The sequence below is a fragment of the Fodinibius sediminis genome, assembly GCF_900182555.1.
GTDB lineage: Bacteria > Bacteroidota > Rhodothermia > Balneolales > Balneolaceae > Fodinibius > Fodinibius sediminis.
Genome location: NZ_FXTH01000005.1, coordinates 183,230 through 209,320 on the forward strand (window position 1 = coordinate 183,230; position 26,091 = coordinate 209,320).

At 49.6% G+C, this 26,091-nt stretch carries 23 protein-coding genes; 8 read left to right on the forward strand and 15 right to left on the reverse strand.

Going from position 1 to position 26,091, the window contains the following annotated elements:
- Positions 1-975: an NAD-dependent epimerase/dehydratase family protein gene (locus tag FN808_RS07255; RefSeq protein WP_142713895.1), complete on the reverse strand. Its 975-nt coding sequence runs from the start codon at positions 973-975 to the stop codon at positions 1-3.
- A 103-nt stretch (positions 976-1,078) separates the two neighbouring features.
- Between FN808_RS07255 and FN808_RS07260 the strand changes: the two genes are divergently transcribed.
- The 6 genes from FN808_RS07260 to FN808_RS07285 all read left to right on the forward strand — a co-directional run bounded on the left by FN808_RS07260 (position 1,079) and on the right by FN808_RS07285 (position 10,052).
- Positions 1,079-2,233, forward strand: a complete 1,155-nt coding sequence (locus FN808_RS07260; protein WP_142713896.1) for a glycosyltransferase family 4 protein — start codon at positions 1,079-1,081, stop codon at positions 2,231-2,233.
- A 9-nt stretch (positions 2,234-2,242) separates the two neighbouring features.
- Complete coding sequence (locus FN808_RS07265; RefSeq protein ID WP_246068300.1) at positions 2,243-3,376, forward strand: glycosyltransferase family 4 protein; 1,134 nt, start codon at positions 2,243-2,245, stop codon at positions 3,374-3,376.
- 84 nt (positions 3,377-3,460) lie between these two features.
- Positions 3,461-4,705 carry an aminotransferase class I/II-fold pyridoxal phosphate-dependent enzyme gene (locus FN808_RS07270; protein WP_142713897.1) on the forward strand — a complete coding sequence of 415 codons (1,245 nt, stop codon included), beginning with the start codon at positions 3,461-3,463 and terminating at the stop codon, positions 4,703-4,705.
- A gap of 3 nt (positions 4,706-4,708) precedes the next feature.
- Positions 4,709-5,842, forward strand: coding sequence for a GNAT family N-acetyltransferase (locus tag FN808_RS07275; protein ID WP_142713898.1), 1,134 nt, complete (start codon positions 4,709-4,711; stop codon positions 5,840-5,842).
- 175 nt (positions 5,843-6,017) lie between these two features.
- A complete protein-coding gene (locus tag FN808_RS07280; RefSeq protein WP_142713899.1) occupies positions 6,018-7,412 on the forward strand; it encodes a class II fumarate hydratase in 1,395 nt (464 codons plus the stop codon).
- 216 nt (positions 7,413-7,628) lie between these two features.
- Positions 7,629-10,052 (forward strand): alpha-ketoacid dehydrogenase subunit alpha/beta, encoded by a 2,424-nt coding sequence (locus tag FN808_RS07285; RefSeq protein ID WP_142714006.1) that lies wholly within the window; start codon positions 7,629-7,631, stop codon positions 10,050-10,052.
- A 119-nt stretch (positions 10,053-10,171) separates the two neighbouring features.
- Here the strand turns inward: FN808_RS07285 and cyoE are convergent, their stop codons facing one another.
- Positions 10,172-11,077: a heme o synthase gene (cyoE, locus tag FN808_RS07290; RefSeq protein WP_142713900.1), complete on the reverse strand. Its 906-nt coding sequence runs from the start codon at positions 11,075-11,077 to the stop codon at positions 10,172-10,174.
- An 87-nt stretch (positions 11,078-11,164) separates the two neighbouring features.
- Here cyoE and FN808_RS07295 point away from each other — a divergent pair, with 87 nt between their 5' ends.
- Complete coding sequence (locus tag FN808_RS07295) at positions 11,165-12,103, forward strand: COX15/CtaA family protein (RefSeq protein ID WP_142713901.1); 939 nt, start codon at positions 11,165-11,167, stop codon at positions 12,101-12,103.
- Positions 12,104-12,112: 9 nt separating this feature from the next.
- On the opposite strand, the gene FN808_RS07300 is transcribed toward FN808_RS07295, so the two are convergent.
- The 3 genes from FN808_RS07300 to FN808_RS07310 all read right to left on the reverse strand — a co-directional run bounded on the left by FN808_RS07300 (position 12,113) and on the right by FN808_RS07310 (position 15,975).
- Entirely contained in the window at positions 12,113-13,093 is a 981-nt protein-coding gene (locus tag FN808_RS07300) for a nitrilase family protein (protein WP_142713902.1), read from the reverse strand.
- Positions 13,094-13,126: 33 nt separating this feature from the next.
- The gene (locus FN808_RS07305) at positions 13,127-13,711 is read right to left on the reverse strand and encodes an LOG family protein (RefSeq protein ID WP_142713903.1); all 585 of its coding nucleotides are present in this window, start codon (positions 13,709-13,711) and stop codon (positions 13,127-13,129) included.
- Between the two features lie 122 nt (positions 13,712-13,833).
- Positions 13,834-15,975, reverse strand: coding sequence for a M3 family metallopeptidase (locus tag FN808_RS07310; protein WP_142714007.1), 2,142 nt, complete (start codon positions 15,973-15,975; stop codon positions 13,834-13,836).
- On the opposite strand from FN808_RS07310, the gene FN808_RS18875 reads away from it, so the two are divergent.
- Complete coding sequence (locus tag FN808_RS18875; protein WP_185958300.1) at positions 15,957-16,118, forward strand: hypothetical protein; 162 nt, start codon at positions 15,957-15,959, stop codon at positions 16,116-16,118. The genes FN808_RS07310 and FN808_RS18875 overlap by 19 nt on opposite strands.
- Positions 16,119-16,565: 447 nt before the next feature.
- On the opposite strand, the gene FN808_RS07315 is transcribed toward FN808_RS18875, so the two are convergent.
- From FN808_RS07315 to nrfD, 10 genes are all read right to left on the reverse strand, one after another.
- Positions 16,566-16,868 (reverse strand): cytochrome C oxidase subunit IV family protein, encoded by a 303-nt coding sequence (locus tag FN808_RS07315; protein ID WP_142713904.1) that lies wholly within the window; start codon positions 16,866-16,868, stop codon positions 16,566-16,568.
- 24 nt (positions 16,869-16,892) lie between these two features.
- Complete coding sequence (locus FN808_RS07320; protein ID WP_142713905.1) at positions 16,893-17,546, reverse strand: cytochrome c oxidase subunit 3 family protein; 654 nt, start codon at positions 17,544-17,546, stop codon at positions 16,893-16,895.
- A 37-nt stretch (positions 17,547-17,583) separates the two neighbouring features.
- The gene (gene ctaD, locus FN808_RS07325) at positions 17,584-19,320 is read right to left on the reverse strand and encodes a cytochrome c oxidase subunit I (RefSeq protein WP_142713906.1); all 1,737 of its coding nucleotides are present in this window, start codon (positions 19,318-19,320) and stop codon (positions 17,584-17,586) included.
- A 1-nt stretch (position 19,321) separates the two neighbouring features.
- The gene (gene coxB / locus FN808_RS07330) at positions 19,322-20,272 is read right to left on the reverse strand and encodes a cytochrome c oxidase subunit II (RefSeq protein ID WP_142713907.1); all 951 of its coding nucleotides are present in this window, start codon (positions 20,270-20,272) and stop codon (positions 19,322-19,324) included.
- On the reverse strand, positions 20,259-21,107 hold the full coding sequence (locus FN808_RS07335) for an SCO family protein (RefSeq protein WP_142713908.1): 849 nt from the start codon (positions 21,105-21,107) through the stop codon (positions 20,259-20,261). Before FN808_RS07335 ends, coxB begins: the two co-directional genes overlap by 14 nt.
- A 110-nt stretch (positions 21,108-21,217) precedes the next feature.
- On the reverse strand, positions 21,218-21,772 hold the full coding sequence (locus tag FN808_RS07340; protein WP_142713909.1) for a hypothetical protein: 555 nt from the start codon (positions 21,770-21,772) through the stop codon (positions 21,218-21,220).
- A gap of 65 nt (positions 21,773-21,837) precedes the next feature.
- Positions 21,838-23,022: a hypothetical protein gene (locus FN808_RS07345; protein WP_142713910.1), complete on the reverse strand. Its 1,185-nt coding sequence runs from the start codon at positions 23,020-23,022 to the stop codon at positions 21,838-21,840.
- A 48-nt stretch (positions 23,023-23,070) separates the two neighbouring features.
- Positions 23,071-24,057: a c-type cytochrome gene (locus FN808_RS07350; protein ID WP_142713911.1), complete on the reverse strand. Its 987-nt coding sequence runs from the start codon at positions 24,055-24,057 to the stop codon at positions 23,071-23,073.
- 35 nt (positions 24,058-24,092) lie between these two features.
- Complete coding sequence (locus tag FN808_RS07355; protein ID WP_142713912.1) at positions 24,093-24,641, reverse strand: DUF3341 domain-containing protein; 549 nt, start codon at positions 24,639-24,641, stop codon at positions 24,093-24,095.
- Positions 24,642-24,653: 12 nt separating this feature from the next.
- On the reverse strand, positions 24,654-26,084 hold the full coding sequence (gene nrfD, locus FN808_RS07360) for an NrfD/PsrC family molybdoenzyme membrane anchor subunit (RefSeq protein WP_142713913.1): 1,431 nt from the start codon (positions 26,082-26,084) through the stop codon (positions 24,654-24,656).
- Between the last annotated feature and the right edge of the window lie 7 nt (positions 26,085-26,091).

A 26,091-nucleotide genomic window follows, 5' to 3' on the forward strand; every position in this document is an offset into this window, starting at 1 on the left:
TTATAGCCAGTGATGTCGTTGATACCAGTGAATAGTGCGTGCCAGGCCTTCCTCAAGCGTATACTGAGGGGCATATCCCAGCTCTTCCCGGGCCTTCTCGGTGGAGCAGGTCCATTCTAAGATCATTTCCCTGGCCTTTTCCCTGTTAAGAACGGGGTACACGCCAAAAAATGATGCAGCTTTTTCTACGGTTCCAGCAATTTTTTTGACTAGTCCCGGCTTTACATAAATCGGGATGCTTTTCTTGCCCAGAACGGTGGTGGTGGCGCTGCGTATTTCGTTCCAGGTATGAGGCTTGCCGTCTGTCAGGAAATAGGTAGCGACGCCCGGACTGTTTTTCCGGGAAGCTTTTAAGATGCCCTGAATAACATCCCCCACATAGATCATTGATATTTCCGGCTTTTCTCCATCGCCGATGATAGGGCAGATCCGCTTGTCCACCATTTTGAAAAACGAATAGATCTGCTCCTCGCGGGGGCCATAGACAGCAGGCGGCCGCAGGATGGTTACAGAGGTTCCCTGCTCAGCGATCTCATGAATGCGTTGTTCCATCTGTTTTTTAGACCGTCCGTACATGCTCACCGGTTTCAGGGGGTCCTCTTCCGTCACTGGACGCCCCTGGCTGGGACCGGTGGCGGCGAGCGATGAAAGAACAACCACTTTGGGAACGTTTTTCTTCTGGGCGATCCGCAGAATATTTTCAGTAGCATCCACGTTTGCATGTTTAAGATCCCGGTAGGTAGGTGCCTTGACCCGGCCAGCGATATGAAAAACCACATCAACATCCTGCACAGCTTCTCCCAGCGTGGAGAGGTCATCCAAATCGCCCCTGAAAGGGACAATATTTTTGTCCTTCAGCCATTTCCAATTGCTACGGATGAGACACCGCACTTCGGAATAGCTGCTGTCATCCAGCAAAGTATCCACCAGATGGCTTCCAATAAAACCTGTGCCGCCGGTTACGAAGGCTTTCATCAAATTTTGTATATTTGGTGACTATGTTAATGCCGTTAACCCAAAAGGAAATTCATGGGTTCATCTGCAAAGATACAAATCTCAATGATGCATTGGAAAATTTATGAATGAGCCTCGCGTTGCAATTTTCACTGGAAATTACAATCACATTCAAGATGGTGTTTCACTGACGTTGAACAGGCTGGTGGCGTACCTGGAATCCCAGGACATTCCCGTTATTATTTTTGGTCCGACCATTGATGAACCGGCTATCGATCATGAGGGGGAATTTGTGCCCGTGCCATCGGTACCGGTTCCCGGCCGTCCGGAATACCGTATTACCGTCGGCTTCCCGGAATCGGCCCAGAAGAGGCTTCAGGAGTTCAAACCCACGCTGGTGCATCTGGCCACGCCCGATGTGCTCGGCTTTCGGGCCATGCGGTGGGCCCAGGCCAATAATATTCAGATTGTGGCTTCTTACCATACCCATTTCACCAGTTACTTGAAATATTACAACCTGGGGATGTTGAAAATGCTGGGATGGAAATATCTGGCCTGGTTCTATAGCCAGTGCAAGCATATTTATGTGCCCTCCCCCTCCATGGCTGATGAATTGAATGAGGAGGGAATCAAGGATGGGGTTCGTATCTGGGCCAGGGGGGTGAATACGGATGAGTTCAATCCCCGGCATCGCGACATGGCGTGGCGGCGGTCGGCGGGATTTGACGACTCCGATGTTATTGTAACTTTCGTATCGCGGCTGGTATGGGAGAAAAATCTTCAGACTTTTGTGGATACGATTAAAAAGCTGCAGCTGGAGGATCCTCATATTCGGGCGATGGTTGTGGGGGACGGTCCGGCGAAAAAAGAACTGGAGCATATGCTGCCCGGGGCTCATTTTACCGGATTTATTACCGGCACAGACTTGAGCCGCGCATATGCCAGCAGTGATGTGTTCTTGTTTCCGTCTGAAACGGAGACGTTTGGGAATGTAACGCTCGAAGCGATGTCCAGCGGGCTGCCCTGCGTGGTAGCGGATGCAACAGGCAGCCGGTCGCTGGTTGAATCCGGGGTCAACGGTTTTCTGGCCCCGCCCCGTGATACCCATGAATTTGCAAAATGTATTTCTAAAATTGCGCATGACAGTCAGTTGCAGGAAAGGATGAGCAAGGCCGCCCGACAGAAGGCTCTGGCTTATTCCTGGGAAAATGTGAATAGCAAGTTAGTAGAGAATTACCGCGAGGCTCTTCGGGAGCCACGCCCGGAACTCAAATTTTGAGGTAGTACAGTGCGCATATTATACGTTTCACATACGCATCCATCCGAAGGAGCCATCCTTGATAATGTCGGGGGCATGCAGCGGGTGAGTCAGCAGTTGATTCGGGAACTGGAACAGAAGGAAGCCGTTACGGTTTTCAAGGAAACAATCAATGCCGCCGGGAAAGGGAAAATAGCGGTTCAGACGGCTTTTTTCCTGTATAAAACCCTGATGGAACTGCCATACAAGGTACGTGAAACCAGTGCTGATGTGGTACTGTTTTCCTCGATGGTAACTGCAAGCCTGGCCTATCTGCTCCGCAGTAAAATCGAGGTGCCCATGGTGACGATCAACCATGGCCGGGATGTGACGCTGCCGGTTGGCATTTACCAGTGGTTTATTCCCAAAGTGTTTGAGCGACTCGACGGGGTCATTTCGGTTTCACAGGCTACCCGCCAGGAATGTATCAAGCGCGGGATGTCACCGGAGAAGGGAGTGGCACTGCCCAATGGCTTTGATCTGAACAGGCTGGACCAGTTTCCCGACAAACAGAAGTCGAGGGAACGACTGCAGAAAAACTTTCACATTCCGCTTAGCCATAAGCTTATGCTGCTTACGGTCGGGCGTAAAGTAAAACGGAAGGGACATGAGTGGTTTATCAGGGAGGTGATGCCTCAACTCAGCGAACAGGTGGTATATGTTACCGTCGGCGACGGTCCTGAATACGAAAGTATCCTTGAGGCATCCCTGGATACCCCATTCAGTAACCGCATCTTCTTGCTTGGACGTCAGCCCGATGAAGTACTGCGGCAGGCCTATGCCGCGGCTGATTTGTTCGTGATGCCCAACGTCCCCGTAGAGGGTGATATGGAGGGTTTCGGTATCGTTTTGCTGGAAGCCAACATGGCACGTACTCCAGCTGTAGCAGCTGATCTGGAAGGGATCAAAGATGTAATTGCACAGGGTAAAAACGGTTACCGCGTGCCCACACTGAATGCGGCGCAATTTGCAGAAACCGTGCAGGAGCTGTTGAATAATGGAGGATTGAAAGAGTTGTCCAATCGGACCAGAAATTATGTAAAGAAACAATTTAATTGGAACTATGTAGCCGGGCAGTATGTAGAATATTTGAAAACGGTTATGAATCACTACAAATTAACATAATATTATTCATAATTTGATTGATGAATAATATGGAAGTATATTTGCAACGATAAGCACTCATACAAAAGTCGAAAGCAGGAACGAATGGCTAATTCCAAGTCAGATCTCAAGACCAACGATATTTTCAACAAGGCATACGATTTTACCAAAGCTGACGAGATCAAATCTGAAGGCTTATACCCCTACTTCAAGCCCTTGCAGGCAACGGATGGTACCATTGTAAAGATTGACGGCAAAGATGTGATTATGGCGGGCTCCAATAACTACCTGGGGCTGACCAACGATCCACGAGTCATTGAGGCGGCGCGCGATGTTATCAAGGTTTATGGTACGGGATGTACTGGATCACGCTACCTGAACGGTACGCTTGACTTGCATCTCGAACTGGAGGAAAAGCTGGCCGATTTTATGCGCAAGGATTCCTGTGTGCTTTTCAGTACCGGCTATCAGACCAATGAAGGTTCTATACAAACGATTGCCGGCCGCAAAGATATCATTTTTTCAGACAAGGACAACCACGCCTGTATTGTCACAGGTACGCTTGTGTCCAATGCGAAGACCATGCGTTACCGCCACAACGACATGGAACAGCTTGAGAAATTGCTAAACCGGGCGGATGAGCAGGCCGGCAAGCTGATTGTCAGCGACGGGGTCTTTTCCATGTCCGGGACGATTGCCAAGGTTCCGGAACTTGTTGAACTAAAAGAAAAATTTGGCGCCCGGCTGTACCTCGATGATGCCCACGCGATTGGAGTTATAGGTGAAGGAGGGCGGGGATCTGCATCAACCTTTGGCATGATGGATGATGTTGATCTGATCAGCGGTACCTTTTCAAAGTCATTTGCATCCCTGGGGGGCTTTCTGGTCGGCGACAAGGAAGTGATAGAATATATCCGTCATAACTCACCGGCTCATATTTTCAGTGCTTCCATGCCGCCTGCCAATGTCGCAACTGTCCTGAAGGCGCTGGAGATTCTGAAGGAGGAAACATGGCGTCTGGATCGGCTGCGCGAGATTTCTGACTATATGCGCAAGGAATTGCGTGCCATGGGTTTTAACGTCTGGAGCAGCGAAACCCCCATCATACCGATTGTGATTGGGGAGATGGAAGAATGTTTCAGGTTCTGGCGTGAACTGCTCGAATCGGGTGTTTATGTGAATGCCGTTGTTCCTCCGGCAGTACCCAGGGGTATGTCGCTGCTGCGCACCAGTTACATGGCAACACATACCGATGAACATCTGGATCGTATTTTAGACGCCTTCCGAAAAGTGGGGATCAGCCAGGGGATCATTGACCGGAACGGTCAATCTTTGTTGGAAAGTCAGTAAGCCGTGAAAGCTCAACAGCGAACACACAAAATTACGCTTGTCTCCACGGAGCAGGAGCGTAAACAGTTTCTGGAATTTCCCTATCAGCATTACGCTGGTGATGAACACTGGATTGCTCCGCTCAAGATGGAGCAAAAAAAACTCATCGACGAGGAGAAAAACCCCTTCTTTGAAAATGGTGAAATCGCTCTTTTCCTGGTCGAATGCGATGACCGTATACAGGGGCGTATCGCCGCCATACGGGATCACCGATACAACGAGCATCACGACAACAATACCGGTTTCTTCGGCTTTTTTGAGTGCGTTGAAGACCAGGCTGTAGCCAACTTGTTGCTCAAGGTGGCATCCGATTGGCTGCGGGAACGCGGGCACACCGATGTGCTTGGTCCCTCCAATCCCAGTATGATGGATGAAGTTGGAATCCTGGTTGACGGATTTGAATACGATCCAAGCATTCTTATGCCTTATCACAAGCCGTATTACGACAGGCTTATAAAAAATGCCGGCTTCGAAAAAGCGATGGATCTGTATGCTTTCCGCGTGACGCAGGCTACCGTATCACTGGACCGCATGTACCGGGCCGAGGAAGTGGTGCGACGGCGCCTCCCGATGCTGAAGATCAGGGAGATAGATCTGAAGAATATTGACGAGGAAGTAAAGACCGTGCGACATATTTTCAATAAGGCCTGGTCTGGCAACTGGGGCTTTATCCCTATTTCCAAGAAAGAGCTGGAAGTGCTGGCTAAAGACCTCAAGATGATACTTGATCCGAAGGTCGCACACATTGCCGAGATCAGCGGTGAGCCGGTTGCTTTTTCTATTGCACTGCCAGACCTGAACCAGGCGCTGAAGCACCTGGATGGGACGCTTTTTCCCACGGGGATATTCAAGCTCCTGTGGCATCGCCGCCATATCAACCGAATTCGCACAGCCCTGATGGGGGTCCTGCCGGAATACCAGGGCAAGGGGATCGATGCCCTCCTCCACAAAGAAACCATTATCAATGGCAAGCGGGAAGGTTATAAGTCATCCGAATTGAGCTGGGTCCTGGAGTCCAATACGGGAATGATACGGGTGGCTGAAAAAATTGGGGCAACCATAGAGAAGACCTACCGCATGTATGAAAAAGAACTGTAGTTTTCCCCTGCAATTCTTTTTGCCCCCATCCCGGAAGACACCCGCCCCAAGTAGGATGCGCCCAGCCTTTTAGGCTCCAAACTTTCCTAAAAAATCACTACCTTTCCTCTTTATCCACAGAGGAGATGTTTCGCCGCTTAAATGTGAATTAATTGGAATTTAATACACGTGAATTATGAGTGAATACCGAATTGAAAATGATTCAATGGGAGAAGTGAAAGTGCCAAAGGATGCCTATTACGGTGCCCAGACACAACGGGCTGTGAATAATTTTCCTGTCAGCGGTCTGCGCTTCAGCAGGGACTTTATCAAGGCCCTGGGACTTGTCAAGCAGCATGCCGCATCAGTGAACGCATCGCTCGGGGAGCTGAATCAAGAGGTGGCAGCTGCTATTGAGAAGGCCGCAGCCGAAGTCAGCGAGGGGAAATTTGATAATGACTTTGCCGTTGACATTTTTCAAACCGGTTCGGGAACATCAACCAATATGAATGCCAATGAAATTATTGCCAGGAGAGCCAATGAGCTCAAGGGGAACGATGTGGAAATAACGATTCACCCCAATGATCACGTCAATTACGGTCAGAGTTCCAATGATGTAATTCCCACATCGATCCGTGTAGCCGCGGTGATGAGCGTCCGGCAGAATCTGATTCCCGCTCTGAGCCATCTCAAGTCTGCTTTCGAAAAGAAAGGGGCCGAGTATGAGGATGTCGTGAAGACGGGCCGTACCCATCTTATGGATGCAATGCCGGTGACGATCAAGCAGGAGTTTGAAGGCTATGCGCGACAGCTTGAATTGGGTATTGAACGGCTGGAGTCGGCCCTGGAACGCATGACGGAACTGCCACAGGGGGGGACCGCCGTTGGAACGGGACTCAATACCAACCCGAAATTTGGAACCGAGATCGCCGAGGCTCTTTCAGAGGCGACAGGTCATTCTTTCAGAGAAGCAGGCAACCATTTTGAGGCCCAGTCGACCGTAGATGCTCCGGCCGAGTTAAGCGGACAGCTTAAAACCATTGCGACCAGCCTTATGAAAATTGGCAACGACCTGCGCTGGATGAATTCGGGTCCCAACAGTAGTATTGGGGAAATCAGGCTGGAGGCCCTGCAGCCCGGTTCGTCCATTATGCCCGGTAAAATAAACCCGGTTATTGAAGAGTCCGTCACGATGGTTTGCGCCCAGGTTATCGGCAATGATTCTGCTATCACAGTGGCTGCGCAGTCCGGAAATTTTGAATTGAATGTGATGCTTCCGGTTGTGGCGCATAACCTGCTGGAATCGATCAAGATTCTGGGCAACGCGGCCCGCAACCTGGCGGATCGCTCTGTTTCACTGTTAAGCGTAAATAGAGAGAAGGTTGCTGATACGGTGGGCCGTAATCCAGTACTGGTTACGGCATTGAATCCAATTATTGGCTATGACAAGGGATCAAAAATAGCCAAAAAAGCCTATAAAGAAGGCCGTCCCGTAAAAGAAGTGGCCCGCGAGATGACGGACCTTTCTGATGAGGAGCTTGATGAAGCGCTGGATCCTATTAAGATGACGAAAGGTGGGTTTATGGAATAATGACAAAGCCGGCAAGGCTATTTAAATGAGACTCCTGAAGTGATTCCGATGGACATGAAGAGGAAGCCACATGACCTTCAGCCTGGTCCAGTTATACGGATATATCGCATGCAGCAGGCAGTGAAAAGATGGCTTTCAAAGCTTTGGGATAAAGCCACAGTCACGAACGAACTGAACAAAGAAAGTATGGCACCTACGGAAACGAAGAAAAGTATAATGCAATCCAATGGCTTTTCCACTGCTGATTTAACGGATGCAGAGAAGCAGGAGATCCTTGATGATTATAAACTGGCAGTGGTAAGTCGGGAGACTTCATACATAGGGCGGAAAGAGACACTTACCGGTAAAGCGAAGTTCGGAATTTTCGGAGACGGAAAGGAATTGCCGCAAATTGCAATGGCGAAGTATTTTGAGGAGGGGGATTTTAGATCGGGATACTACCGCGACCAGACCTTCATGATGGCTATCGAGCAGGTTACTGTTCAGCAGTTTTTCGCCCAGCTCTATGCCCATGCCGATGTTGAAGCGGACCCGCATTCCGGCGGACGCCAGATGAACGCTCATTTCAGCACGAGAAGCCTTGACGACAAGGGCCGCTGGAGAGACCTGACCCGCATGAAAAACTCCTCCCCGGACATATCGCCCACAGCGGGCCAGATGTCGCGTTTGCTGGGTCTGGCCCAGGCTTCCAAGGTATACCGCAATCACGATACCCTCCTGGATATGGAAAAATTTCAGAAATTTTCCAGGGAAGGACGGGAGATCGGCTGGGGCACAATTGGTGATGCCAGTACCTCCGAGGGTATTTTCTGGGAGACGATCAATGCAGCGGGCGTCCTGCAGGTACCGATGGTTCTTTCAGTTTGGGACGACGGTTTTGGCATTTCGGTACCACGGGAATACCAAACTACGAAAGAAAGCATATCAAAAGTACTCGCTGGTTTCCAGCGGACAGAAGAGGAGGATGGCTTTGAAATACTGAAGGTCAAGGCCTGGGATTACCGGGGGTTATTGCAAACCTATAAAAAGGCCGCCCGCATTGCCCGGGAAGAGCACGTACCGGTATTGATTCACGTGCAGGAGGTTACCCAGCCACAGGGGCATTCCACCTCAGGCTCGCACGAACGGTATAAGTCGGATGAACGGCTGCAGTGGGAAGAGGAACATTGCTGCATCAGTAAAATGCGGAGCTGGCTACTGGATAAGGGTATTGCCACCCCCGAGGAACTTGACCAGCTTGAGGCTGATGCCAAAAGAGAAGCGGAAAACGGCAAGGAAGCCGCGTGGGAAGCTTATACCTCCGAACTAAAGGAGGAGCGAGATATGGCAAGCCGGTTATTGGACGATCTTATTGCTGAAAGCAGGCACAAAGGTGTGCTCCGGCAGATACAAAGGCAGATGAAGATGCCGAGGCTGCCACTCCGAAAACACATTTACTCCGCCGTTCGCGAAGCTTGTCGAACCGTTCGGGATGAGAAGCTCCCGGCGCGGAAGAAGTTGCTGGACTGGCTAAATGAGCATTACAGAGCAAGCCGGGAGCGCTATGACACCCACCTGTACAGCGAAGGGGAGCAGTCGCCCTTGCATGTCAAAGAGGTGGAACCGAAATATGCCGCTACATCCAAAAGGGTGGACGGTCGTATTGTACTGCGTGATAATTTTGAAAAGATTTTTGAACAGTACCCGGAGACATTGGTTTTCGGCGAAGACACGGGCAAGCTCGGTGACGTCAACAAGGGGTTGGAAAACATGCAGAAGAAATTCGGTGAACTCCGCGTGCAGGATACCGGCATCCGGGAGGCTACAATTCTGGGGCAGGGCATAGGGATGGCGTTGCGCGGTTTGCGCCCCATTGCGGAAGTACAGTATTTGGATTATCTCCTCTATTGTCTGCAGGTTCTCAGTGACGATTTGGCAACCATGCGTTATCGAAGTGCAGGGGGACAAAAAGCCCCGGTTATTGTTCGTACAAGAGGCCACCGGCTGGAGGGCATCTGGCACACCGGTTCACCGATGGGGCTGATTCTGAATGCTATCCGGGGGATGCACCTATGCGTTCCCCGCAACCTGACCGAAGCGGCTGGAATGTATAACACTCTGCTGCAGGGCGATGATCCTGCACTGGTTATCGAACCGCTCAACGGCTATCGCCTCAAAGAGAGGCTTCCCACCAATCTGGGGGAGTTCAGCGTGCCACTGGGGATTCCGGAGGTCGTTGTTGAGGGAACAGACATCACCGTTGTTTCATATGGATCTACTTTTAATCTCTGTGCGGCCGTACGTCCGGACCTGCAGGAGGCCGGCATCTCGGTTGAGCTTATTGATGTACGCACGCTGCTGCCCTTCGACAGAGAGCATATCATTATAGAGTCGCTCAAGAAAACGAATCGGATTCTTTTTGTGGATGAAGATGTGCCGGGCGGCGGGACCGCTTTTATGATGAACAAGGTAATCGAAGAGCAGGATGGCTATTTCTATCTTGATTCGGAACCCCAGTGCCTGACCTCCAAAGAGCATCGAGGAGCGTATGGTTCGGATGGCGATTATTTCTCGAAACCCAACAGGGATGATATCTTTGAAGCGGTTTATGCGATTATGAGCGAAGCAAATCCAGGGAAATATCCTCCTATCTACAGCTGAGTCTCATAGAACATGAAAACCCAACATAAATCCGCTGTTTAATTGTCCTCATGTTTTGGTGGACGGGAAGAAAATAATACAGCCTGTTATCTCCTGGTCTTTTGCCAAGCAGTACCAGCTCAGATCAGCAGAAGATCCAGGATGACGAATGCCCATATGGCCGGCAGGTAACCGAAAGAGGCAAACATCAGTTTCTTGGCTGATGCCTTATCACGGTCACGGGCAAAGATAAGCCCGTAAAAGAGAAATACAAGCGAACTGAGGAGAGCGCCGGAAAGATAGAGCCAGCTGTTCATTCCCACCTGATACAGCCCGTAACAGACGGGTACGAGGGCGACAAGACAGGGCAAAATAAGGGCAAGGGCCTTGTAGCCATTGGGATCATTTCGGGGAAGCATCCGGAATCCGGCATTGGAGTAGTCGTCTTTACAGACCCAGGCGATAGCCATAACATGGGGCACCTGCCATAAAAAGACGATACCGAAGAGTATCCACATGGCCGTACTGCCAAGATGACCAGTCGCTGCCGCCCAGCCCCCGACAGGAGGGAGGGCACCGGGGATAGCCCCGATGAAGACGTTGAGTACCGAAATACGTTTCATGGGCGTATAGACGCCCAGGTAGATGAGAGTGGTAACCAGAGAAACGAGTCCCGCCACATAGTTGACAACAGCAATAAGATAAATAAGCCCGGCTAAAATCAATCCAAGTGAAAACAAGACGCTCTGCTGCGGGCTAATCTTGCTGGAGGGAACGGGTCGCTGTTGGGTACGCTTCATCTTTCCGTCAAGGCGCCATTCCAGAAATTGGTTGTGGGCAGCCGTACCCGATGCAATGAGCCAGGTGCCGAGAGCAGCATGAAATAAAAGCATGTAATCAATTCCGTTGCCGGAGCCAAGAATAAATCCGATGATCATGCTGGCTAAAACAGTAAGCGTAATCCCGGGTTTGGTTAATTCATAATAAGCCGAAATCTTTTTTATGTTCAGAAACTTTGAAACCGTAAAATCTGTGCTTAACTTCATGCCGAATCTGTAATTTTAGTAGGTCTAAAGGTAGTAATATTTATTTAAAATTGGTACCCCTGTAAAGAATAGCTTACCAAGATCAGTATGGAACTCAATCGGTATCAGAAGGTTGCTTTAACCACGGTGGGAGCAACGATCTTTCTTATTTTTGTTGGCGGACTTGTACGGGCTTCAGGGGCGGGACTCGGCTGTCCTGATTGGCCAAAGTGTTTTGGGATGTGGATTCCTCCAACCTCGGTTTCCGAGCTTCCGCCGGCGTTCGACGCCAGTCAATTTAATGTATTGAAAACGTGGACGGAATACATAAACCGGTTGGTCGGGGTTGTCATTGGCCTGCTTATTATGGTCACCTTTGGGCTCTCTTTTCGATACCGCAACACGGAGCCGGCTGTTTTTTATAGTTCTGCCGCTGCTTTTGTGCTCGTTTTGATTCAGGGATGGCTGGGAGGGCAGGTCGTTATCACAGGGCTAAACGAATGGCTTATCACCCTGCATATGTTGTTGGCAATGCTCATTATGATGACCCTTATTTTTGCGGTATTCAAAGCCTCTGAGAGGCAGCTGGGAACAAAGCTGTCGCCTTCAATAAGGCGATGGCTGCTGGGAAGCGGAATGCTGCTGCTTGTCATTACCTTTGTCCAGCTCAGCATGGGTACGCAGGTGCGCGAGGCGGTGGATGTGCTGAAGAACATGGCCAGTCCGCCTGCACGGGAGCTGTGGCTCTCACAAGTGGGGTCCATTGATGAAGTGCACCGCTCTTTTTCCTGGGCGGTATTCATCCTGGGGGGAATACTTCTATATCTTGTACGCCGGCAGGCCAGCCACCCGCTGCTGGCCCGAATGGGAAACTGGATTTTTGGTATCATTATTCTTCAGATCGCTACGGGGGTCGGTCTCTATTATCTTGGGATGCCCCCGGTATATCAGGTAGTGCATTTGGTAGGCGTTGCCATTCTCATTGCACTGGAATTTATGCTGCTGCTGATAGTCGCTCATGCCGATGAGAAACCTGTTGAGGGGTAGGAAGCCGGTTCATTTCGATTTTCCCTCTTCGTCCTTCATCCAAACCGGCTTGGTTTCCGACTGATGGTCCTGCCCGAGGATATCCTGGTACAACTGCGGCCGGCGGGCATTACGGTATCGCCATCCGCCAGACTGTTTTAATTTTTCTCTGGTAATGCGTGCGACAGTAATTTCATCATCAAAAGATTTTATCTCGGAAAGTACTTCGCCATAGGGATCGAGAATCATGGAATTGCCATTTTTAAGCTGATCACCGTCGTATCCTATCGGGTTGGTGAAAGCATAGTACACGCCGTTGTCATAGGCGCGGGCGGGCAGCCACCGCATAAGCCATCGCCGGCCCTTGGGTCCGTCAAATTCGAGACGCAGTGAAACGGGATCGTCTTTTCGGTTTTGCCAAAGGGCATCATCCACGAAGCCTCTGCCGGGCATGGTGGAGGGGGTGCAACCGGTCACATGGGGCGCAAAGATCACCTCTGCGCCCAACAGGGCCGTCGCACGTACATTTTCGATAATATTATTGTCGTAGCAAATGAGAATGCCGCATTTCCATCCAAGAAGGTCAAAGACCACGTATTCGTTGCCCGGTGAGATATGGCCATTGATGAAGGGATGCAGTTTTCTGAATTTGGCCAGTACTTCATCTCCTGAGACCGCAATGTAGGTGTTGTAGAACATATCATTCTCCTGTTCCACCAGTCCGGCGAGTATAGGGAGATCATATTGTTTTGACAGATCCATTAACTTTTGTGTACTTTTGCCACCGGGTACTTCTTCTGCCAGTTCATTCATCTCCCCGAGGCCCAGATCCCTGGTAAAAGTATAGGCCGTAATGCACATTTCATGGAAACTGATAAGGTCTGCTCCTTCCTGTTTGGCCTGACTGGTCAGCTTTTCAATGACAGACAGGTTGTAGGCTTTATCTCCGTCTCTGGGTTGAAACTGGGCAACGGCAATATTGAGATGTTGGTTTTCTTTGTGGTTGTTCATTGTCATCATCTGGTTAAGGTCTGAGAATCTTGCTTAGGTGCTGTCGCTGCTTATCCACTTTTCAGTATCGGGCGCTTTGTAATTTTCAAAATTACTGATCAATTCCTCAGGATCTTTTTCTATCATAAGCAAATTGCGGTGCTCGATTTTTACAAACTGTTCGGCAACGGCATGATCCAGGAATGAGGCCAGCTGATCGTAGTAACCGGATACATTTATCAGGCCTATGGGCTTCCGATGAAGCCCCAGCTGACTCCAGGTTACTATTTCAAAGAGTTCTTCGAGGGTGCCGAGACCACCGGGAAGGGCAATAAAGGCATCAGAAAGATCTGCCATCTGTGCCTTGCGTTCATGCATGGATGCTACAACATGCAGATCAGTCAGCTTGTTGTGTGCTACTTCCTTCCTGACCAGGTCTTCAGGGATAATACCTGTCACACGGCCCCCTGCTTCCAGTACACCATCGGCAAGGGCGCCCATCACACCCACACTGGCTCCGCCGTAAACCAGTTCAATATCTTTTTGCACGAACAGTTTCGCCAGTTTTCTGGCTCCGTCCCGATAGTATGTTCGTTTTCCGGGACTTGAACCACAGTAAACACAAATTTTTTCAAGCATATGAAACAATAAAGTAATGGTTAATGACACGTGATGCCAAAGCCGGCGTTCCAACTTAAAAACAGGGAGATACCGCACTGTGCAGGCAGGGTGCTTGCACTCATCTCCGAAGTCTGCTTCCCTTACTGTCCCGTCTCGAGGCCTCGACGTTCCAGCAGATGCTGCACCTCCGGTTCTTGGCCGCGATAGGCTTTATAGAGTTCCATCGCTTCGCGGCTACCCCCCTGTGAGAGGATGTATTTGCGAAATCGGTCGCCGTTTTTCTGTTGAAGTCCACCTTGGTTCTGAATATACGCAAAGGCGTCGGCTGCAAGAACTTCGCTCCAGATATAGGCGTAATAACTGGCTGCATAGCCACCGGCAAAGACATGGGCAAAATAGGGTGATTTATAACGTGGAGGCACAGCTTCCACATCCAGGCCGTATTTTGCAAGGGCCTGCTCCTCGAAAGATTGAACGGCATCCGGTATTTCCCCCGTCTCGAGCATGTGCCACTCGAGATCCAGCATCGTAGCTGCCAGATATTCCTGGGTATCGAAACCCTGGTTGAAGTCGCGGGCCGCAATGATTTTATCCAGCAGTTCCTTCGGGATACGCTCTCCGGTTTTGTGGTGAATGGCATAATTCTCAAGAATCCCCGGCTGAATGGCCCAGTCTTCCTCAAAGGTCGAGGGAAACTCCACGAAGTCGCGTGGCACTGATGTACCGCTCTGGGAAGGGTAGGTGACATCCGAGAAGAGCCCGTGAACCGCATGGCCCATTTCATGGAACATGGTGGTCACATTGTCAAAGCTGATGAGGGCGGGCTCACCCTCGGCGGGCTTGGGAATATTCATTACATTCACAATGACCGGCTGCTTGTGCAGCAGGCGCGACTGTGAAACAAAGGAATTCATCCAGGCCCCGCCCCGCTTGGAGTCGCGCTCAAAGTAATCGGCATAGAAAAGGCCGAGCTGTGAGCCGTCCTTGTCATAGACATTGAACACGCGGACGTCCGGATGATAGACCGGCAGGTCTTCGCGTTCCTCAAATGTGATACCGAACAGCTTGTGCATGGTGTAGAAAACACCGTCTTCTAATACGCGGTTCAGTTCAAAATAGGGCCGTACTTCCGACTGGTCGATATTGTATTCGGCCTGGCGTACTTTCTCTGCATAATAATTCCAGTCCCACGGCTTAACGTCCCCTTCGATGCCTTCGTTGTGCATCATGCCCTCAATAGCTTCTGCCTCCTTCTCAGTATTGTCGATCACAGGCGGAATGAGGTCGGTTAACATAGCAAGAGCCGCATCTGTAGTTTTGGCTGTCTGGGGGTCCAGATTGTAAGCTGCATAATTGGGATAGCCCAGAAGTTCAGCTTTTTCGGCACGAAGCTGCGCGAGTTCAAGGATAATTGGTCGATTGTCGATACCATTATCCTGGCCAATTCCCCGGTAAGCAGAGGCTTCCCATACTTGCCGTCGCAGGGAGCGATCGTTTAGATTTTTAAGTATCGGCACCCGGGTGGTATTGGTGATGGTAAGCAAATATTGCCCTTCGTGTCCCCGCTCGGCAGCTGCCTCCCCGGCAGCTGCGACCCGGTCTTCGCTTAGTCCATCGAGCCTGGTTACATCACGTACCAGCACAGCCCGCTCTTTGGTGATGGCAAGAAGGTTATCCTGGAATTCAGTGGTCAGCGAAGAGATTCGTTCATTGATTTTGCGCATACGCTCTTTTTCCTCTTCTGTCAGTGCAGCTCCGGCTCGTACAAAATCGCGGTGGGTATCTTCCAGCAGTTTGAGCGAGGCTGTGTCGAGGTTCAGCTGCTCCCGTCGTTCATAGAGCGTCTTTACCCGGTCAAAGAGTGTTGGATTCAACAGGATATTATCAGAGTGAGCTGCCAGTTTTGGTGCCATTTCTTTTTGAATTTCCTGGATCTTCTCATTGGTATGGGCCGAAGTCAGATTATAGAATACCGAACTGGTGCGCTGCAGGAGCTGACCGCTCTTTTCCATGGCCACAACGGTATTTTCGAAGGTGGGGGGATCGGGATTGGAGGCAATATCCTTCATCTGTTCGAGTTCCCGCTGCATGCCAGCCTCAAAAGCGGGTCTGAAGTGTTTAATCTGAATAGCATTGAAGTCGGGAGCTTCAAAGGCAAGGGCGCTGGGAGAAAACAGGGGATTGTCGTTCATATCTGTTGATTGACTGTTGGTTTTATTACAGGCGGAAACCATCAGGCAGCCTGCTAGAATCAGAGTGTAGAGTGATAGAAATTTCATCATCATTAGGTCAAAATGAAGAGTTGTGGGAATCGGTGCTCAAAGGTACGGATTACAGGGAAAAAAATAGTAATGCAGGCGGGGATTTAAAATTTTTAAAATCAGTGATGGCAGTGACCTATTGCGAAACGGCATCAATGATTTAAGCGGTAAGCTGGATGCCTGCGGCATGGGCATCCGGGATGGCGGGAGGTATTGCAAGTTTTCGGGGCCTGGAACCTGGACTGAGCATTCCCGCTGATTGATGACACAGGCATCGTAATTCTATGATCGGTTTCAAAAACCTTCCATTGGATCATAAACGTCATGAATATTCTGGGGCAATCGAGTTCAGATGTTCGGCGTATCCGATAAATCTATCCGCTTAGTCACCTTGAGGGTGCATATGGTGCGTGTCTTATCGGGGTTTCCCAGACTGTATGGAAGGCAATTATCCCAGCTCAGTATTGGGAAGGTCGCCCGGAAAGTTGGGTTGCTCATGACGTAAGCAAGACATAGAACAGAAGACCGGCGACAAGGAGGGGGGCAATTAAAAAAGCCGGTTCTTCAAGACAAGAACCGGCTGGTCAAGGTTGCGTAAGTTCAGCTGCTATCTAGAAACCAGGTATCACTTCCGGACGGAAAAGAGTATCAAGCAGGGTAAATCCTACCAGTAGTGCCAGGAAGGCGATAGAGGCCAGAAAAAGCATCAGGTTGAAGCGCTCGTCCCAGTACAGGTTCATAAAGAACAGTGCTACCAGGGATGCCTTGGCAACAGCCACTGCCATGGCTACAATAATGGACCATGGATTAGGAAGGTGCAGATAGTGAACAACAACGGTGAGTACTGTTAGCACCAGGAGGGCGCCGGCTACACCTAACAGGGTTTTATCGGTCGAAATATGATGTCCGCTCATAGGAGAAAAAGTCGTTTTGGGTTATCAATCAATTAGATAGAACAGGGGGAAGAGGAAAATCCAGATGATATCAACCAGGTGCCAGTAAAGGCCGGTGATCTCAACCGGGGTGTAGTATTCACTGTCAAAATGCCCCTTCATGGAACGCAGCAGCAGCCAAACCATCAGTCCGATGCCGATCACCACGTGAATGCCGTGCAGGCCGGTCATCAGATAATACAGACTAAAAAACACATTGGCCTTGGGATGGTCGATGCCATCAAAGGCATAGAATTCGCCCGGAAAGATTCCCAGGTGAAATTTGTGGGTCCATTCGAAATACTTGATTACCATAAAGATTGCTGCCAGTGCAATGGTGATGCCCAGGTTTATGGCAATATTTCGTTTCTGGTTGAGCTGGGCCGACTTGATAGCCATGGCGACAGTGAGACTACTGCCGATAAGCACGATGGTGTTGACACCGCCCCAGAGGGTGTTGAGTTCTTCTGAGGCCATTACAAAGAGTTCCGGGTACCACAGGCGATAAACAATGTAGGCGGCAAAGAGTCCGCCGAAAAAGAGGATCTCCGTTACCAGGAATACCCACATCCCCATTTTGGCAGCGTCGAACTGTTGCTCCGCATCCACAAAATGATGCTGGAAGAATTGTGAATGCGTGGAGGTTGAATGATTTGCCATAATTCAGATTCTGCTGTTTTTATAATTTTAAACTGAGTTATTCCGCTTTGGTTGGTTCCTGGCTGCTGACTTCGGCCTCATGCTGGGGCGCATGTCCGTGCCCGTTTTCAGCAAGTCCCAGCTGAAATTCATCCATCGGTTTGTGATAGTCGTACGGACCGTTGATAATCACCGGTGTGTGATGGAAGTTATGCAGTGGCGGCAGAGAGTTTACTTGCCATTCCAGCGCCCGGCTGCCCCAGGGATTGGGCTCTGCTTTCTTACCTTTATAGAGCGACCTGATGAGATAGTAGAAGATCATCATGAAACCGATTCCCAGAATGTAGGAACCGACGGTAGAAATCTGGTGGTAAATCTGGAACTGCTCGATGTAGTTGAAATAACGACGGGGCATACCCAGCGAACCCATGACAAACTGGGGCAGGAAAGTTACATTGAATCCAATAAAGATTGTCACACAGGAAATCTTGGCCATGGTTTCGTTGTACATACGTCCTGTCATTTTGGGCCACCAGTAGTGTACGCCAGCCAGAAAAGCCATTACCATACCACCGACCATCACAAAGTGGAAGTGAGCTACAACGTAGTAGGTATCGTGCAAGTGCACATTCAAGGCGATAGAACCCAGTACAATTCCGGTTAATCCTCCCACAAGGAAAAGGAAGAAAAATCCAAAGATGTAAAGCAGTGGGGAGGCCACCCTGATGGATCCCTTGTAGAGTGTGGCTGTCCAGTTAAACATCTTGATTCCGGTGGGAATACCGACCAGGAACGTCAGGAATGAGAAGACCATGGAAGCCAGCGAGGCCTGCCCGGAAACGAACATATGGTGTCCCCAAACCAGGAAACCGATGAAGGCAATGGCCAGTGAGGAGAGGGCAATGGCCCAGTAGCCGAAAATATGCTTCTTGGAGAAGGTTGAGATAACCTCCGAGACTATACCAAAACCGGGTACAATCATGATATATACGGCCGGGTGGCTGTAGAACCAGAAGAAGTGCTGATAGAGCACCGGGTCACCACCGAGTGCGGGATCAAAAATGCCAATTCCAAGAATACGCTCCATGCCAACGAGAGCCAGTGTGATGGCCAATACAGGCGTGGCCAGAATCTGGATGATGCTGGTTGCATAGAGGCTCCAGCAGAAAAGAGAGAGCTTGTCCCAGCTGAGGCCGGGCGCCCGCATTTTATGGATGGTCGTAATAAAGTTCACACCCGTAAGGATGGAGGAAAACCCAATTACAAAAACACCAAAGGTCATAATGGTAACTGCCCCGCCGGTTGTCGACGAGTAGGGAGTATAGAACGTCCAGCCTGTATCAATTCCTCCGTTGACAATGGAGATCAGGGCAATGAGTGCCCCGGCAACATAGAGGTAATAGCTTAGCAGGTTCAGCCTGGGAAAGGCTACATCCTTGGCACCCAGCTGCAGCGGCAGGAAAAAGTTGCCCAGTGCGGCGGGAACCGAAGGCACCAGGAAGAGAAATACCATAATAGCCCCGTGAAGGGTGAAGATCTGGTTGTAGGTATTGGCCTCGATAAAGGTCTTGGCGGGGGTCCAGAGTTCGGTGCGGACCAGCAGGGCCATAATGCCTCCTACAAAAAAGAAGAAGGTGACGGAGGCCAGGTACATGAGGCCGATCTTCTTGTGGTCAACCGTGGTTAACCAGGCCCATAATCCGGTCTCTTCATTTAGGTAATGTTGATCAGGATCAGATTCCGGTTCATATCGTTGAACCTGAATTTTTTTAAGGTTTGTTTCTGCAGTAGCCATATTAGTTCAGTGTTTTTATGTATTCTATAATAGCATTGATCTGGTCGTCGTTGAGCTGTCCCTGATAGGTGTTCATTACATCGGGATAGCCTTCCACGACTTTGGCGCTGGGCTCGAGGATCGACTCGCGGAGATAATTTTCATCGACGGTGACCGTCGATCCGTCGGTCAGTGTTTCCTCACTTTCAAAGACACCCTGCCAGGTCGGACCGGTCATGCTGGTGCCGTCTGTGGAGTGGCAGGTGGTACAGGCCCATTCCGTAGCCAGTTGTTCTCCCCATTCGGCGGGGGCAAGATCTTCCGGTTTGGAGCCACCGCCGGCATTATCTGCAAGCCAGCTGTCAAACTCTTCTTCTTCGTGAACAATAACCTGGGCAGTCATATCGGAGTGGGAGGTACCGCAGTATTCGGTACAGAATACGATTGACTCACCGGTCTCCTTGGCCGTAAACCAGAGTTCGGTATAGCGCCCGGGTACCACGTCCTGCTTGATGCGGTAATCCGGAACATAAAAGGAGTGGATGACGTCGTTGGAACTCATGATCAGCTTGACAGGGCGCCCGGCGGGAACATGCAGCTCCCCATTGGTTCTTGCACCATTTTCGTAGGTAAACTGCCAGATCCACTTCTGCCCGGTCACGTTAATCTCATAGGCGTCATCCGGAGCCACTCGCTGTTCCATGAATACCTGGTAACCCCATCCAAATACAATGAGAACCATGATGAGGGGAATAACGGACCAGGTAACCTCCAGTTTGTTGTTATGGGTGATGAGGGGGGTAACTTCATCCTCCGACTTGCGCCGGTATTTATATACAAAGTAGATAAGTACGCCTATGAGTCCTATGGTGAGGACCAGGCCGCTCAGGTGAACAAACCAAAAAAGAGTGTCTGTCTGGTGGGCCAGCGTTGATTTCGCCGGGGGTAGTAGTAGATCGTTAAGCGCTTCCATTCGGTTTTTTTATTTGCTTTTCATTAGTAGAATATCGGTATCGTACCCACATAAAGCCAAGAAATATAGCCAGAATTATCATGGTAGCAAAGCCGCCAACCTTCATAATTCGCCAGGCAACGGGGGTATAGGAGTTGGAATCCGCGTCGTACTGGTAGCAGTAGAGCAGTACCTGTTCAGCAGTGCTGCCTATTTTGCCGTCTGCCGCCTCGTAAAGTGCATTCCGCATGTTAAATTCGTCGAACTTAAGGCCGTAGAGATACCGCGTTATTGTTCCATCGGGACTTAAAAACATGATGGCCGCCCCATGGGCATACTGACCGTTTTCCAATTTTTTGAAATCATAGCCCACGGCCTCGGTCAGTGTTCTGATACTTTCTTTGTTGCCGGTCAGAAAATGCCATCCATTTTCAGCACCTTCCCTGTCCAGCCTGTTCAAAAATCGATTTTTGTTCTCAGCAGCCAGCTTGGGGCCCTCCTCAGAATCGAAACTGAAAGTGATAATATTATAGTCGGTAGCCGGGCTCCATTTCAGGTCTTTCACTCCTTTGAAAATGGCCTCTTTAATCATAGAGCAAAGCTGAGGACATTCATAATAGACCGGGTTTAACAGCACCGGCTTGTCATCCTCAAAAAGTTCCCCCAGAAGTATTGAATCACCTTCGGCAGTAGCAAACTTCAGGTCTAACGGTATTTTCTGTCCCAGCTGTTCCGTGACTCCTATATTTTGCAGGTCTTTCGGTTTCTGCTGGTTAAGCTGTGCTGCGGAGTCTACAGGTTGTAGGAGAAAGCCTAAAAGCAATAGCACTACAGCTAATGGTCCTACATAACGCATATGTTTGTAATCGTTACTATGATACTCTGCAAACACCCTTTATAAGGGCCGTCTTTGACCGCAGGGCGAGGTTGGATAGAGCCTCATTTATGTTGCAGTAACCCGGTTAGTTATTCCGCATCGACAGCCATTTCACTAATGACGCTGTCGATGGGCATTCTATAGGTGCCTTCTTCAAGATTAATGACACCAAAAGTTGATAATTTCTCTTCTGCCTCCTTCTTGAGCTCGTTGGCTTGGTAGTACTCACCGCTCTGGGCCGACACACGGTTTTGCAGCGAGCTCTTGTTGGTCTGATACATCTCAAACAGTGCCTGTACAAAAACCAGCACCAGGATAATCCCCAGCACACTCCAGAAGATCAGGCGTTTGTAGTTCAGATGGTCGAACATCACCCCGTGTTCCAGGGAACTGGCCACTTCTTCATCACTGACATCCAGTTCAACATTTTCCGATTCTTTTTCGGTCTGTCCGGAAGCTTCAGCGGCTTTTTGGAAAACGTCTTCGCCGCCTTTTTCAAGCTCGGTGGCCCACATTAGAATGATTGAAACGGGGACATCGTATTCCTTTGAGAGAGACTCAAGATTCTGTTTGGACTGGTCCAACGCTTTTTGAGCCACCTCTTTTTTGAACTCTGGAGTATAGTTTTTCTCTTCGCTTGTCATAATTCAAAAAACTTGTAGTCGCAGCGGGCAGACCCTTACTGCTTTCAACGTATTAGTTGGTGCTGTTAGTGTTTATTGATTGAATCTCCCAATCGCGGATCATTAACAGGGATCATTTTCTCCTGTTTGAACTTGCGGAAGAATAATCCCATGAAGATGCCTCCCAATCCGACAAAACTGGTCAGGGTCATCCAGTTGAAGTGGAAGCCGTGGTGATCAAGTACCGGCATCACAATCCAGTATAACTCAACAAGATGAGAGGCCAGAATCAGCACGGAAATAGTTCCGACAATTTTGAAATTCGACTTGGCACGCTTTGGAAGCAAGACCACAAAGGGAATAACAAAGCGTCCAAAGAGGTAAAAATAGGCTAAATACTCGTAGCCGCCGTTAAGACGTTCCAAAAACCAAACGGTCTCTTCAGGAATGTTGGCGTAATAAATAAGGAGAAACTGGCTGAATGCGATATAGGCGTAGAATACAGTGAACCCGAACAGCTGAACACCCAGGTCATAAATATGTCCTTTTTTGATGGTATTGGTAAGCAGGCCCTTTTTCCACAGAAAGAGCACCATCAGGATGAGTACTGCAAAAAGCACCTGAAAACTCATGGCGAAGTAATAAACTCCGAAGATGGTGGAATACCAGTGAGGATCGAGACTCATCAACCAATCGAAAGAAGCGAAAGCGAGCGTAATGCCAAAAAGAAAGAGGCCGGGCCCGCTGGTTCTTCGAAGCAGGGTCTGAAGTCCCCAGTCACCGGTTTTGTCCATCTCTACCGATTTGGTGTACAGTCGGTAGCCGAGGAAGCTCCAAAGGGCAAAATAGATAACCTGCCGGATGATAAAAAAGCTGGTGTCAAGGTAAGGCGACTTGCCCTGCAGAACCGGGTCATGGGTTACCGCATCGGCGTGGGTCCAGTGATACAGTGAGTGCATGCCCAGGAGTACGGGAATCAGGAAAAGGCCCCATATCCAGAGGTTGGAGGAAATAGTTTCAGGGATACGCCGGATGGCAACACTCCAGTGCGAGCGAGTGAGATGCTGAATCAATACAAAGAATAAGCTGGCCAGGGCAATGCTGGAAAAGAAGGCAAAGTTAACCAGGTAGGAGAAGAAAAACTGGTCGTGTTCCAGGAAATATCCTATGCCACTGGCTATTAAACCTACTACACCCACTCCAAACAGCGATTTGGTGACATTAAGGTCTGAGGGAAACTCCAGCGTATCGGTTAATTTAGGCTTGCTCATAGATTAAACCAATCGTTTATAGACGTTATATACGTTATGTAATTTCAATTATTCAGCGTTCTCGCTCAGCGATTTTATGTATTCAATGAGAGAATTAATATCGCTGTCACTCAGATGGTCATAGGGTACCATAGAGGGGGGGAACCCTTCAGCAATCTTAGCGGAAGGATTCACAATGGATTCACGCAGGTACTCCTCATCGGCGGTAACCGTGGATCCATCATCCAGTGTCCGTTCGGATCCGAATAGGTTTTGCCAGGTGGGACCAACCATCTTGGCTCCATCCGTGGAATGGCAGGCGTTACAGGCATTCTCTGCGGCAACGGTCTTTCCTCGCTCGGCCGAGACCTCGCCACCTGCATCCTGCTGTGACGCCGCTTGTTTTTCGGCTACCGCCTGCTGTTGCTTATACTCTTCCTGCAGGGAGGACAGGTCAACATCATATTGCTGAACGTTATCTTCCGTGGCGTTCTGGCTTTGCTGAAGTGCCCGAACATAAGACACAATCGCCCACCGGTCTCTAACAGGTATCTGTTGCGCATAAGAGGGCATGTTACGGATACCATTGGCAATTACAGAATAGAGATAACCGTCGTTAACCTCGCGCAGACGGTCAATGTGAAAGCTTGGGGCCGGTACATACCCATAGTTGTTGGCCATGATGATGCCCTGTCCGTCGCCTGCCAAGCCATGGCAGGGGGTGCAGAAGACTTCATAACGATCCTTGCCCCGGTATAAAAATGATTTTGTAAGTTTAACAGGTGCATCAGCAACAAAACTGCTGTCTGTATTTATCCCCTGGTAGTAGACCGTATCTTTTTTCAGATTTCCCCGGGCAACCGTCCCTTCCACCGGCTGACGCATAGCACGATTGTCGGCAAAGAATGCGTTGCGCTCCTGCGGCTCAAACCGCTCCTGCTGGTCCATGTCCATAATGGGATGGACCGGGGGCTTTTCTGAAATTTGTCCGCGACATGAGGAGAGGACCACTGGCAGAGCAATAGCCGCTAAATATAAATACTTGGTAGCTTTCATCGGATTATTAGGCAAACTAAAGATTGTTTTATGATTTATTCCGAGTCGTAAACGGTTTCAATGTGTGTGGCTCCGCTATCCCGAAACAGCTTGGTAACTTTTTCTTCGGCAAAAAGGTCATCAGAAGCTTCGATACAGACGAAGAAACCGTCGTCGGTTGCCTTCTCAAAGCGATCAACACCAAAAAGCGGATTGTTCAAGCGGGGCAGTTTATTCAGGAAGAGCATCCCGAACACGGTTGCACCGGCTGCAAGCAGTACCGTAAGTTCAAAGCCTATGGGCACATAAATGGGAATGTTGATAAAAGGTTTTCCACTGATATTCATGGGATATTCATAGCCCATGACCCACACCATGAGGGTGACGGCCCCGATAAGGCCCGTCAGAGCCCCCCCGAGGACAATCCATCCCAGAGGCGATTCTTTAATGCCCATTGCTTTTTCCATTCCATGAATGGGAAAGGGGGCATAGGTATCAAAATCTTTGTATCCGGACTTTTTAACTGAAGTAGCCGCATCAACAAGCTCTTTGGGATTACGGAACTCAGCTAATACACCGTAAATATTGTTGTTTTCTGTTTCCATGGTTATTTGTCGCTAAACAGTTTGCTCTTGTTGTACTACTGCAGGTTCAGTTTTGGTTAGGTCAAAATCATTATCTTCATCGTAATTATGCGGGTCGGCCTGCGGCATCACTCCCTTGACCTCTGCAATGGCTACCATGGGCAGGAAGCGCAGGAAAAGGAGGAAGAAGGTGAAAAAGAGTCCGAAGGTTCCTATGTATGTCAGAATGTCCCATAACGTGGGTGAATAGTAATCCCATGCAGAGGGCATGAAGTCGGTGGCCAGTGAAGCAACCGAAATCATAAAACGTTCGAACCACATGCCGATGTTTACGATAATGGAGATCACAAAGGTGATGGCCACATTGCGCCGAATCTTTTTAAACCACAAGAACTGCGGCGTGACCACGTTACAAAACATCAAAATCCAGAAACCCCAGGCGTAGGGACCTACCACATAGAGCCAGAAAATGCCCTGTTCATAGATATAGCCACTGTACCAGGCTACAAAGCCTTCCATCAGGTAGGCAAAGGCCACCAGGTTACCGGTGATCATCATCACCAGGTTCATTTTTTCCATAATGTCGATATTCATGATGTCCTCAAGCCCGTAGATCTTGCGTGCAATCAGCATGAGGGTCAATACCATGGCAAAACCGGAATAAATAGCACCGGCAACAAAATAGGGTGGGAATATGGTGCTGTGCCAGCCTGGGATAACGGAAACAGCAAAGTCAAAAGATACGATGGTGTGCACAGAAAGTACCAGCGGAGTTGCAAGGCCGGCCAGTATCATATAAGCTTTCTCATAATTCCACCAGTTGCGGAAACTGCCGGTCCAGCCCAGCGAAGCGATGCCATAAGAGATTTTGGCCGCTTTGCTCTTGGCCTTGTCGCGCAGGGTGGCAAAGTCGGGAATGAGACCTACATACCAGAACAGCAGTGAAACCGTGAAATAGGTACTTACTGCAAAAACGTCCCACAGCAGCGGGCTTGAGAAGTTGGGCCAGGCAGCCATCTGGTTGGGAATGGGGAAAACCCAGTAGATTACCCAGATACGGCCTACGTGGATAGCCGGGAAAATACCGGCACACATTACGGCAAAAATCGTCATCGCTTCGGCAAACCTGTTGATAGCCGTTCGCCATCCCTGCCTGAAAAGGAATAGAATAGCAGAGATAAGCGTACCGGCGTGACCAATACCGACCCACCAGACAAAGTTAATGATGGCCCAGCCCCATCCTGCAGGGTTGTTCAGTCCCCAGATGCCGGTCCCATCCCAAATGAGATAGCCGATAGCTCCAAGGAGAACAATAAGAAGGATGTTGGCAAGTCCAAATGCCAGGTACCACAATTTAGGGGTAGGAGAAAGAGGCGTCTTAGTAATAAGATCGGTAATACTCCCAAAGGTATGGTCACCTTTTACAAGTTTTGGCTCTGGTACGTATTGATAATCTGTGCTCATCGTAAAA